Below are 12,406 nucleotides of genomic sequence, written 5' to 3' on the forward strand. Positions count from 1 at the left end.
ACTTAAGATCCATAAGCCTAAGGCGCTAGGCGATCAATATCCCAGCTGTTGTCTTGGCGTGAGAACAAGAAACGGTCATGCAAGCGGTGTTCACCCCCCTGCCAAAACTCAATACTATCCACGCGAACTCGGAAGCCACCCCAGAAAGAAGGCACCGGAATCTCTCCTTTAGCAAACTTCTGTTTAAGCTCTAGATACTTACCTTCTAAAATGCCACGAGCTGAGATACGGCTACTCTGCTTACTTGCAATCGCGGCCAATTGGCTCTCTTTTGGGCGTGACGAGAAGTACTTCATGTTTTCCATTGCTGTCAACTTTTCAGCGGTGCCAGTAATGTGAACTTGTCGTTCAAGTGGATGCCAAGGGAAGTGCAAACTGATTTTGCTGTTGTGCTCAAGCTGATGCGCTTTACGGCTACCTAAGTTGGTATAAAAAACGAAACCGTCTTTATCAACATTCTTTAGCAAAACAATTCGTTGGAATGGCTGACCATTTTCATCAACCGTGGCAACTGTCATGGCAGTAGGGTCAGTCATCTTAGCTTCGATGGCTTGCTCTAACCATAGATTGAATTGCTCAATAGGGTCTGCGGCTAAGTCTTTACGTCTCAATCCACCCTTAGCGTATTCACGACGAATATCTGTCAGTTCCATTTCGTTGCTCCTTTCAATTTTTTGTGATTTTGCGCTGTAATCCTTTGAAACACAAGTCTAAGCCATGGTTTTGTCTCACAGAAGGTGTTCGGTGTTAACAAGATCTCGGTACTCTATCCATCATATTGATAATCTTTATACAAACCGATTACTCGCTGAGATCCAAGTGACCAAGATACTGCCTAACCTAATGACTCCTTTTGTTTTATTCTCATTATTATTGGGAACGGCAGGACTGACTGCAACCCACTTTATGGCAGTACAATTCCAAGAAAAAATCGTCACTCAGCAACTCAATGAAGCGGCCAATAAAGCCAATCTACAAATCGATTCTGAACTGGATAAGTTCAAACAGATCCCGGATTTACTCAGCCATGACCCGCGTCTGCTCTCTTATTTTGACTCATCACCACAAACAGACAAGATTTCCGCCACTCAACTCAATCAATTACTGTTTGAATGGTCTAATCAAAGCCAAGCTGACACCATCTATATTCATGACCCGAGCGGTACTGTAGTCGCTTCCAGTAATTACCAAAAGCCTCGCACTTTTGTAGGCGAGAACTTCTCATTTCGCCCCTACTTTGCTTCAGCCATTCAAGGCAACAATACACAATATGTCGCGCTAGGCGCTCGCTCGAATGTACGCGGTTATTTTTTATCTTCACCACTGTATGTTGAGAATGACATTGTTGGTGTTATCACCGTAAAGGTGAGTTTAGAGAACCTCGAAAACATCCTAACCAGCGACGACTTTGAGATCGTAGTACTCGACTCTAACCAAGTAGTCTTTTTATCAAGCCAAGCTCCATGGCTTTACCATTCATTGTTGCCATTAACTCAGCAACAACAAACGGATATCGCACTTCAACGCCAATACGGTCAAAGCGAAATTTCGATCATCGAAGCCTTTCGTTCTTTCAAATCTAAACAAGAAGTTAGCAGCACCAATCAGCCTAATGATCCTCAACCAAATCAAGTGCAAAAAGAACTCACGGCTAACCAGCTATTCAAGCTTGGTGTTTTTAATCTTTATCCTGCAACGGTCAGCAACAACCAATACCAAGTCGTCGCACTAAAAGAGACCAGAGCTGAGCTTATTAAAGTTTTGCAAATCGATGTCATCTTCGTGGTGATTTACAGCTTGGTGATGCTAATCGCTTGGTCGTGGCGCCAGACTTATCTCGCGAAAGTGGCGTTGACCCGACTCAACCAAAACCTAGAGCAAACCGTTGATAAACGCACTCACTACTTGAAGCAATCCAATCAACAGCTGCAACAAACCCTTTTTCAATACCAAGAGTCGCAGTCGAAGTTGAAACAGACAGAACAAGAGCTGACACAAACCGCAAAATTAGCGGTACTCGGTGAGCTGTCAGCCAGCATTAACCACGAAATCAACCAACCACTTGCAGCGCTGCGAACATACAGTGAGAACAGCTTAAAGCTGCTTGAAATGGAACGGACTGACTTGGTCAAAAGCAATCTCGATAAAATGATTGCTTTGAATACCTCAATTACCGAGATCATCGCGCGTCTTAAAGTCTTCACTCGCAAGGTCACCAAGCAAGAACACCACGTCGCAAACCTGCATCAATCGATCAACAACGCGACCAGTATTCTTAGTGCGCTAATGATCAAACAAGGCATCACGTTAAGGTTAAGCACAGTGCCAGACGACATTAACATTGCGATTCACCCAACCGAGCTCGAACAAGTACTGGTTAACCTGATTCACAACGCGACTCAAGCGCTTCAACAACAAGTTCTTGAACAGAAAGTCTTGCAGCAGCAACAAAACCTGGAAAACGTAGACCAACAGGCTAGCCCACAGATAGGCATCGAATGGCAACTGCATCATGACTCTTGTCAGGTGATCATTTGGGATAACGGAATTGGCATGCAGGACGACAAATTAGAAAAGTTGTTCGACCCGTTTTTTACCACTAAACCGGAAGGCTTAGGACTAGGCCTTTCAATATCGAAACGGATTATTGAGGCGTATCACGGCACGATCAGCGCGAACCGATTAGAGCCTTCAGGCATGGTATTCTCGCTAAACATCCCGTTATATAACGATAAGGGCTGACGGGCCGTTGTTATTGTTGATTAGAAAACGAACGTTACATACTGCTGATCTGACATACAGCAAATCACATACTGTTAAGGACTCGACTTTTGCACTCTATGCCTAAACTCTATTTTGTCGACGATGAACCCGCAATCCGAGACTCCGTAGAACAAGCCATGCTCATTGAAGGCATCGATATCGTCTGCTTTCCTAATGCTATTGAGGCACTAAAGAAAATAGATACCGCGCAAGCTGGAATTGTCATCACCGATATTCACATGCCTGTGATGGATGGCATTCAATTGACACAAAAGTTGCTGAGCCAAAATCCTAATTTTCAGCTCATCGTCCTTACTGGGCATGGTGACGTGCAAACAGCGGTGTCCGCAATGAAAGCCGGCGCTTACGATTTTCTGGAAAAGCCATTTGTGGTCGATGCCCTGCTCACCGCGGTAAAAAAAGCCGCAGATAAACTCGCACTGGTTGAAGAGAACAACTTATTACGTAAAGAGTTGGCGATGCAGAATCAGGTGGGACCAAAACTGATTGGTCAATCGCCATCCATGCAGGCATTACGCCGAGAACTGATCACCTTAGATACCAAAACTCACCCTCTTCTACTGTTTGTCGGCGATCTAGGGACAGGTAAAAGGGTCACGGCGCAGTACACGCACGATCTACACAGCCATCAATCCGCAGAACTTTGCCCTGTCGCTGCGTTCAATTTACCACGCAATGACCAAGCTACGTTTGATCAGTTTGTTGTGCAATTATTCAGCAAACATCAGGGCGGAACACTTTATATCCATGAAACAGAAGCATTAACTTCACAACAATGGCGCTGGTTAGCAGCTCTAAAACCCACTCTACTTCGTGAAAACTCATGCAAGACCAATGCAACTTGTATCATTATCGCAACCACAATAGTTCCAACTACAATTGTAGGTGAGTTCCGCCGATTTGATTTGCTAACCTTGGCGCAACGAACCGAAGATATTGGCTCCTTGTTTAAGCATTTTGCTCGTGGTGCGGCAAGTCGATATCAGCTGCCGCCACCTGTCATTACAGAAAAAGAGATTCAACGACTCATTGCGACTCATTGGACGGAAAACATTCGTCAGCTTCGCCAACATGCCGAACTCAGAGTGCTGACTCAAATTAAGCAGCCGTCGCTCGACGGTGATACTGGTGAGCAAAGTGACGCGGATGAACGTGACGTGAGCATTGAGGAGCAGCAACAGTCGTTGAACCAACGCACTGATAGCTTTGAACAAATTATCTTAATTGAGGCACTACATCGCCATCAAGGGCGTTTAAAAGAAGTGCAACAAGAGCTGCAAGTGTCGCGAAAGACACTGTATGACAAGCTGAGAAAGCACCAATTGGATAAAACAGATTTCAAGAACCGATAAGTCTTAAAAAATATATAAATTCAAAGATTTAAAGGAGCAAAATCTTAACATTTATCAAAAGTAAGAATACACTCAATAGGCTTGCACTTTTATTTAGCAAACAAGGACAGTCATGAGCCAGAAGAATTACAGCAAATTGAACGAAACCGAACTTGAGTACGTCGATGATAAAACAGCGGCACTACTACTCAATACGCCCACCAGTGCGCGTATTATGTTATGGGTGATCGTTCTGTTTTTTATTGCTGCTATTGGGTGGTCCGCTTGGGCTGAGATCGATAAAGTCACCGTTGGCCAAGGCAAGGTCATCCCCTCTTCCCAAATCCAAGTGGTGCAAAACCTTGAGGGCGGCCTCGTAAAAGAGATATTAGTAAGGGAGGGTCAACGCGTTCAAAAAGGTCAACAGCTGCTGTTGATCGATGACACTCGATTCCGTTCTGACTTCCGAGAGCGCGAACAACAAGTGGCAAACTTAACTGCCAGCGTATTAATGCTTTCAGCTTCCTTTAACAGCGTGGTCATCAACGAAGAGTTCTCCGTCGAAAACTGGAAACAAAGTGTGTTACTCGACTACGGCAAACTCGCCTTCCCACCAAAGCTATACGAACTTCAACCTAAACTGGTTAATCGCCAAAAAGCCGAATATCGTCAAGACCTAAACAATTTAAGAAACCAACTTTCCGTTTTTGATCAACAAGTTGAACAGAAGCAACAAGACCTTGTTGAAATAAAATCGCGCGTCAATAACTTAAGACAAAGTTACAAATTTGCCCGCCAAGAATTAGATATAACAAAACCGCTTGCCGATGAAGGCGTTGTGCCAAGAATTGAACTCCTCAAGCTTCAAAGACAAGTGAATGACACTCGCCGAGAAATGACTTCGAGCGAACTCAAAATCCCTCTTCTACGTTCCGCCATCAAAGAAGCGATGCTCAGCCGTATCGATGCTGCATTGAGCTTCCGCTCAGAACAACAAGAAAAACTGAACCAAGCACAAGACAAGCTCTCTGCAATGACCGAATCTTCGGTTGGCCTTGAAGACAGAGTAAACCGTACCATCGTGGTCTCTCCCGTAACGGGCACAGTCAAAACGCTCGGGATTAATACCGTGGGTGGTGTTATTCAGCCGGGTATGGACATTGTTGAGATTGTACCGACTGAAGACTCGCTATTGGTTGAAGCTAAAATCGCTCCGCAAGATATCGCATTCCTACGCCCAGAACTGACCGCCATTGTTAAATTTAGTGCCTATGACTTCACAAAGTATGGCGGTTTGGAAGGTGTGCTAGAACACATCAGCGCCGATACCACTCAAGATGAAGAAGGCAATAGCTTCTACATCGTGCGTGTACGTACCGATAAATACAGCTTTGGACACAACGAAGAGTTGCCGATCATTCCTGGTATGACAGCCTCTGTCGATATCATCACGGGCAAGAGAACCGTACTTGAGTACATGTTGAAGCCACTATTAAGCGCTCAAAACAACGCATTAAAAGAGTAAGGACGTTTGATGCTTGATAGCGCCTTTCAATACACAGTGAACAGACAAGAGCAGAGGCTATGAAATCTCGGGTTTCGTTATTGTTGCTGGTCCTCACCTCTTTTACCTCAGTGGCGCTCAACAAGAGCGACCAAAGGTGGATAGACGCGGTTACTGCAACCTACGGGGAAAGAGCCGGAAAACGAGTGGCAACATGGCGCTCCAATATGACGTCGTACGAAGGGCTAAGTGAAACGGAAAAGCTTGATTCGGTAAACCGGTTCTTCAACCAAATGTACTTTGTCGATGACAACATACTGTGGGGAAAGAATGACTACTGGGCGACACCACTGGAGTTTTTAGGCAGCAACGCGGGTGATTGCGAAGACTTCACTATCGCAAAATACTTCTCTTTACTTGAACTCGGCGTCCCAGATAAAAAATTACGATTGGTGTACGTAAAAGCACTTGAGTTAAACCAATTCCATATGGTGTTGGCGTACTACTCAACACCCAGTGCAGAACCACTAATTTTAGATAACTTAAACCCTGAAATAAAACGCGGTTCTAAACGCGGAGACCTGCGACCGATATACAGTTTCAATGGTAAAAACCTTTGGTTAATTAAGTCGGCAGCAGGCAGCGGTAAGCTGGCAGGGAAATCTTCAAGATTGAGCTTATGGAACGACCTACGTTCTCGTGAGCGCTCTCTAAATTTAAACAAACCCATTATCAATTACGATGAGTAGGTACAATGACTTTATATAAACAGCTTGTGGTCGGGATGGTTGCGGTATTCATACTGCTGATGACGTCAGTTTTTATGATCGAATTCAATACCACCCGTGGATACTTAGAGGAGCAGCAACGCTCTGAGGTAAGTAATACCATTAATACTGTTGGACTGGCTCTCGCCCCTTACCTAGAAGAAAAGGACAAGGTGGCAGTGGAGTCTGTTATCAACGCCCTATTTGATGGCAGTTCTTATTCCGTCGTGCGATTGATTTTCCTAGACACCGGAGATGACATTCTCCGTTCATACCCTGTAAAGCCAACTGGCGTACCAGAGTGGTTTACTAACCTTAACCTATTTGAGCCTGTTCATGACCGCCGCGTAATTACCAGTGGCTGGATGCAACTGGCAGAAGTCGAGATCGTAAGTCACCCTGGTCCTGCCTACGATCAGCTTTGGCAAGCGTTCATCCGCTTACTGAGCATCTTTGGCACGATCTTCTTGCTCGGTTTAGTGTCTATCTCTTGGATCCTTAAGCGTGCTTTACGCCCGCTCTCGTTGATCATTACTAAGATGGATCAGATCGCGAAGAATCAGTTTGGTGAACCACTGGCTCGTCCAAAGACAAAAGATCTCACCTTGGTTGTCGATGGTATCAACCACATGTCGACCCAAGTTGAACTGGCCTTTAAAAACCAAGCGAAAGAAGCTCAAAAGCTGCGTGAAAGAGCGTATATCGACCCTGTATCTCAGCTAGGCAACCGCGCTTACTACATGTCTCAGTTAACTCAGTGGTTAGAAGAGTCCAGTTTAGGTGGTTTAGCCGTACTAAAAGCCGAATTTATTAGTGAAGAGTACGACGAAAAAGGCTATCAAGAAGGTGATGCCTTGGTTCATCAACTGGCTGAACAGCTGCAAGCTTCAATCTCATCACCAGATATCACCATCGCCCGTATTTCTAGTGACGAATTCGGTTTCATCATGCCAAACATTGATGAAAGCGAACTTAAACTTGTTGCTGGCAGCATCGTAAACTGCATTCAAAACCTAGGTTCAGACCCAACAGGTACGGCGAATCCACACATCGCGCTAGGTGTGACATACAGCAATACGCGAAAAACCAGTACCGAAATCATGTCGTTGGTCGATAACGCGCTCTCAAGTGCGAAGGCGAACCGTGAACTGACTTACGGCTACGTAACGGCAGACGATCATGGTGCTGTGATGGGCAAACAACAATGGCGTATGTTGGTTGAAGAAGCAATCATCAACGACCTTGTCACCTTCCGTCTGCAAGCTGCAAACAATAGCTTTGGCAAAACGTATCACCAAGAAGTGTTCTCTGCGATTGAAAAAGACGGAGTTCGTTACAGTGCAAACCAATATCTATACGCACTAGAACAGTTAGAAATGAGCCACATTCTCGACCAATACGTTATCGAGAAAATGATTGAGAAACTGAATGCGAAAGAAATAACTAGCCCCGTTGCTATCAATATTTCGCCAAGCAGTATTTCTCAGCCGAGCTTCATCCGCTGGATTGGTAAAACTCTTGAACACAATGCCTCAATTGCTCACCTGTTGCATTTTGAGATTCCAGAAAATTGTTTCATCAATGTTCCGCACTACACGGCGCTGCTGTGTAACACCATTCGTAACGCTGAGTCCGTATTCGGGGTTGATAACTACGGACGTAATTTCCAATCGTTGGATTACATCAACGAGTACCGCCCAAGCTATGTGAAGTTAGATTACTTGTTTACGCACAACCTTGATGATGAAAAGCAGAAATTCACCTTAACGTCGATCTCTAGAACCGCTCACAACCTAGGCATAACCACCATTGCGTCTCGAATAGAAACTCAGACTCAGCTAGATATCCTGTCTGATAACTACGTAGAAGTGTTCCAAGGCTTCATTGTTGATAAATAGTTGTAAGGGTTATATCGCATGCAAGATCCACTATTAAACTCACTGATCTACGTTAGTCGGTATTACGGGTTAGCTAACTCGCCCGAAGCGTTGATCAATGGGCTGCCACTATCCGATGGAAAGCTAACCCCTTTCCTATTCCCTCGTTCTGCTGAACGAGCGGGGTTAGTGGCGAAAGAAAACCGTTCCGAGTTGGAAAGTATTCCTCACCTGATTCTGCCTGCTATTCTACTTCTCAAACAGGGCGAAGCATGTGTTCTAAATAGTATCGATTTAGAAAAACAAGAAGCAGAGATCATCACCGCAGAAAGCGGGATGGTGCCTATCGTCATTACAATCGATGAACTCAAAGAACAATTCATCGGCCGCTACTTCTTGGTAAAAAAACAATTCCGTTATGATGAACGTTCACCAGAGGTTCTAAAAACACGCAAAGGTCACTGGTTTTGGAGCACCATTTGGGAATCTAAAAACATCTATCGTGATGTGTTGATTGCATCTATTCTGATCAATATCTTCGCCATTGCCGCGCCAATGTTTACTCGTTTGGTGTACGACAAAGTAGTCCCCAACCTTGCCTTTGAAACTCTGTGGGTGTTGGCGAGTGGTATTTTCGTCGTCTTCCTTTTCGATCTGCTTCTCAAGTTAATGCGCAGTTACTTCATTGATGTCGCGGGGAAAAAATCCGATATCCTAATTTCCTCTAAATTGTTCAGTAAAGTTCTGGGAATTCGTATGGAAGCAAAGCCTGCTTCGGTCGGTGCTTTCGCGAAAAACCTGCAAGAATTTGAATCAATCCGTGAGTTCTTTACCTCTGCAACCATTGGCTCGTTAATCGACTTACCATTCGCGCTGATGTTCTTGGCGTTAATTTGGCTGATGGCCGGAAACCTTGTGTTTGTTCCTGTCGTCGGTGTGGTCATTTTGATTATCTACGCGCTGTTAATCCAAGGGCCACTACGTCGTACGATTGAAGAAGGCTCTCGACTTGCTTCTCAGAAGTACGCGAACTTAATTGAGAGTTTGGCTGGGTTAGAGACAGTTAAATTATTCAGCGCACAAAGTCAGTTCCAATTCCGTTGGGAAGAAGCGGTTGCGCACATGGCAAACTGGAATATCAAAAGTCGCCGCATCACCGACAGCATCCAAAACACGGCTGGCTTTGTTCAACAAAGTACCAATGTAGGAATGATCATTTTTGGTGTGTACCTCATCGCAGAAGGTGAACTCACTATGGGTGGCTTGATTGCCGCGACCATGTTGAGCGGCCGTGCAATTGGCCCTCTTGTTCAACTGTCTTTGCTTTCTACACGTTACAACCAAGCAAAGTCATCAATGACTTTGATTGAACAAGTAATGTCGATGCCTGATGAACAGGAAGAAGGTAAGCGCTACATCCACCGTCCGATTATTCAGGGTCATATTGCGCTAGATAAAGTAACGTTCCACTACCCAGACTCGCCTGTCGCTTCTATCAGAGACCTAACCCTTAATATCAAACCCGGTGAAAAAGTCGCTATCATTGGTCGAATTGGTTCAGGCAAGACCACGCTAGAACGTTTGATTATGGGCCTATACAAGCCTACAGAAGGCCATGTGCGCATTGATGACACTGACATGGAACAACTGCATCATGTCGATGTACGACGCAATATAGGCTGTGTACCGCAAGACAGTAACCTGTTCTACGGTTCAGTAAGAGACAACATTACCTTAGGTCGACCGTTGGTCGATGACCGTGATGTGATGGACGCAGCCAACCGTGCAGGCGTGACCGCGTTTACTCAGCAAGATCCAGCAGGCTTAGAACGCCAAGTGGGCGAAGGTGGTGCATTGCTATCTGGTGGTCAACGTCAGTCGATTGCCATAGCGAGAGCCTTCTTAGGACGTCCACCCGTGCTTTTGATGGATGAACCGACCAGTGCGATGGATAATCGCTCGGAGATGCACATCAAACATCAACTCAACCAGTTATTGCCAAGCGAGACATTGATTCTTATCACCCACAAAACATCGATGTTGGATATTGTAGATCGAGTGATTGTGATGGAGAGAGGCAGTATTATTGCCGACGGCCCGAAAGCACAAGTTCTGTCAGACTTGAAGCAAGGCAAGGTAAGAGCAGCAAGTTAAAGCGCGCATGTGACTTAAAGAATCTAACTAAATCAATATCAGCAAAAGCAAAGGGGGAGCATCAGCTCCCCCTTTTTTTGTTTGTTCTAATGAGTAGAAAATAGCTCGAGCCGCTCTATTCAGGGTCGGTCAATTTCAAAGTAATTCATTACAACGAGATATCTTCTTGCTCCATTTTGAATGAACATTGAATCTCGTATTGGTTGAACGAGAAAACGCTGCCGCCATGGGTTCGCTTGGTGGTGACTGTCTCATCACAAAATTGAATCGTCACTCGCGTATACACCTTTTCATGCGCCTCAACTGTGCACTCGGCAAGGTTGGTTTCAAACTCAGCTTCAAGCGTATCCAACTGTGATTTAGTATTTTCGATCGCAAGATTATTTTTTTCTCTTTGCTGCTCAATTTCTAGTGCTTGCTCTTCGCTTCGTTCCGCTTTTGGTCGCTTCTTAAATTCGAGCTCTTGGCGAATCACATCCATGGTCTGCTCTTGAGCTTGTTTATAAGTTTCTTTCAGCTCGGCTATCTTTTGTCGGTAACCATCGTAACGTGCAAATCCGTGTACCTTGGTTGCGGTATCGCCTTCTACGCCTAAAAAGACACACTCCACTTTCCCACCGACTCTAGCTTCGCCGCCACTGAGCGTACCGTGCTTCTTCAAACTGTCCATCACGATAAGGTTGTTACCACAACGAATATCATTACTCATGCTGTGCACACCCAGTCGAAGGTCGGTGGCGGTTTGGAGTTCGGCGTTCTGCGCGTAGCTTGCTGTGATAGAACCTTTGCTAAACACCTTGCAGCTTTTCGGCTCACCCTCTTTAGTCGTATGACCGATAATCCCCTTCGCGACTTTTATGTCACCCTGAGCTTGGACTTCTGCCGATTCAATAAAGCCACCAACCGTGACACTTCCTGTCGCTTTAACGATCATTCCCGGTTCAATGTTCCCAGAGACAAAGACATTGCCTTTGAATTTAACGTGTCCGGTTGAAACATCTACGTTGCTAACACACAAGGCGTCATCTACTTCAATAGTTCTATCTTTGATTATGGGTAATCCAGGAAATGAAGCGAGTAATAAATTGGGGTCGTCAGGGGAGATGTAGGTGCCCTTTCCAGGCTTAATTAAACTGTCTTGTCCAGGAAGCGGTGGGATAATTCGACCTTGGACGGTAAAGCCAGCGATGCCTTTGGTCGCGGGAGTACGCTTCATCAAGTGATCATTTTGACCAACAGTAATGGTTTGCCCCAAGTCTCGCATATCAATCTTGCCTTCGTCTTTACTGCGAGGCTTCAAGACTTGGCGAGTAATGTCTTCAACCAAGGCGGCAAACTTAGCATCTTTGCCCTTTACTGGCTGCGTCCCTTTCGCGACGGGTTGAGTAAACTTTTCACCGGGTTTAAGCTTGTTACTCATCATCAGCACTTTTCTGAGCGCTAACTTATTAATTCCCTTTGTTATGTGGGCTTGGGCTAAACAATGAATGATGTCGCTCCCGCGCAGTGCGTGTCCATGATGTGGTCCCGTCACCACCAGACTCGCCAGCATCTCGTCATCAGACAGTTCGACGGCAACGCTTGCGTTACGAACTTCGGCAATCAAGACTCCTTCGTAAGCTTCCCCTTTACCTTCTTTGGCAAGAGTGACGAAGCGCAACACCTCTTCTTCAAAAAGAAAATAGTTTGATGCGTCCAAAGCTTCCAAGGTTGGTGGCAACGTCGTGTTATCAAAGCTTGCTTCAACCACAAACCCCGACGGCAGACATGCCACCACTTGTTTCTTGTCTTCTGACAATGTAACAATGTTATCCCACATTCGAATTGAGTATCCCTAATGACTCAGTTGTTATTCAGTCTATATAATTCGTTCTGCGCTGAGTATCACATTATTAGAATAATCAGCGTCACATCACTTACTTTCGATTCTGCAAACATGACTCATAAATAAGACTTACACATTTTATGATCTACTTCGCCTTTACAAAT

The 12,406-nt window shown here is 45.1% G+C and carries 8 protein-coding genes; 6 read left to right on the forward strand and 2 right to left on the reverse strand.

What is annotated here, in order from left to right; genetic code table 11:
• Positions 1 to 17 precede the first annotated feature (17 nt).
• Entirely contained in the window at positions 18 to 653 is a 636-nt protein-coding gene (gene pdxH / locus L3V35_RS04760) for a pyridoxamine 5'-phosphate oxidase (RefSeq protein ID WP_004732548.1), read from the reverse strand.
• Positions 654 to 819: 166 nt separating this feature from the next.
• Between pdxH and L3V35_RS04765 the strand changes: the two genes are divergently transcribed.
• The 6 genes from L3V35_RS04765 to L3V35_RS04790 all read left to right on the forward strand — a co-directional run bounded on the left by L3V35_RS04765 (position 820) and on the right by L3V35_RS04790 (position 10,417).
• A complete protein-coding gene (locus L3V35_RS04765) occupies positions 820 to 2,742 on the forward strand; it encodes an ATP-binding protein (protein WP_237298956.1) in 1,923 nt (640 codons plus the stop codon).
• Between the two features lie 98 nt (positions 2,743 to 2,840).
• The gene (locus L3V35_RS04770) at positions 2,841 to 4,136 is read left to right on the forward strand and encodes a response regulator (RefSeq protein ID WP_237298958.1); all 1,296 of its coding nucleotides are present in this window, start codon (positions 2,841 to 2,843) and stop codon (positions 4,134 to 4,136) included.
• 112 nt (positions 4,137 to 4,248) lie between these two features.
• Positions 4,249 to 5,640, forward strand: coding sequence for an HlyD family type I secretion periplasmic adaptor subunit (locus L3V35_RS04775; RefSeq protein WP_017082895.1), 1,392 nt, complete (start codon positions 4,249 to 4,251; stop codon positions 5,638 to 5,640).
• Between the two features lie 59 nt (positions 5,641 to 5,699).
• Positions 5,700 to 6,368 carry a transglutaminase-like cysteine peptidase gene (locus L3V35_RS04780; protein WP_237298647.1) on the forward strand — a complete coding sequence of 223 codons (669 nt, stop codon included), beginning with the start codon at positions 5,700 to 5,702 and terminating at the stop codon, positions 6,366 to 6,368.
• A gap of 5 nt (positions 6,369 to 6,373) precedes the next feature.
• Positions 6,374 to 8,284: a LapD/MoxY N-terminal periplasmic domain-containing protein gene (locus L3V35_RS04785; protein ID WP_146455219.1), complete on the forward strand. Its 1,911-nt coding sequence runs from the start codon at positions 6,374 to 6,376 to the stop codon at positions 8,282 to 8,284.
• An 18-nt stretch (positions 8,285 to 8,302) separates the two neighbouring features.
• Complete coding sequence (locus tag L3V35_RS04790; RefSeq protein WP_017084947.1) at positions 8,303 to 10,417, forward strand: type I secretion system permease/ATPase; 2,115 nt, start codon at positions 8,303 to 8,305, stop codon at positions 10,415 to 10,417.
• Between the two features lie 148 nt (positions 10,418 to 10,565).
• On the opposite strand, the gene L3V35_RS04795 is transcribed toward L3V35_RS04790, so the two are convergent.
• A complete protein-coding gene (locus L3V35_RS04795) occupies positions 10,566 to 12,236 on the reverse strand; it encodes a FapA family protein (RefSeq protein ID WP_237298649.1) in 1,671 nt (556 codons plus the stop codon).
• Between the last annotated feature and the right edge of the window lie 170 nt (positions 12,237 to 12,406).

Source organism: Vibrio sp. L5-1, assembly GCF_021728315.1.
In the GTDB taxonomy this organism is placed as follows: Bacteria; Pseudomonadota; Gammaproteobacteria; order Enterobacterales; family Vibrionaceae; genus Vibrio; species Vibrio splendidus_K.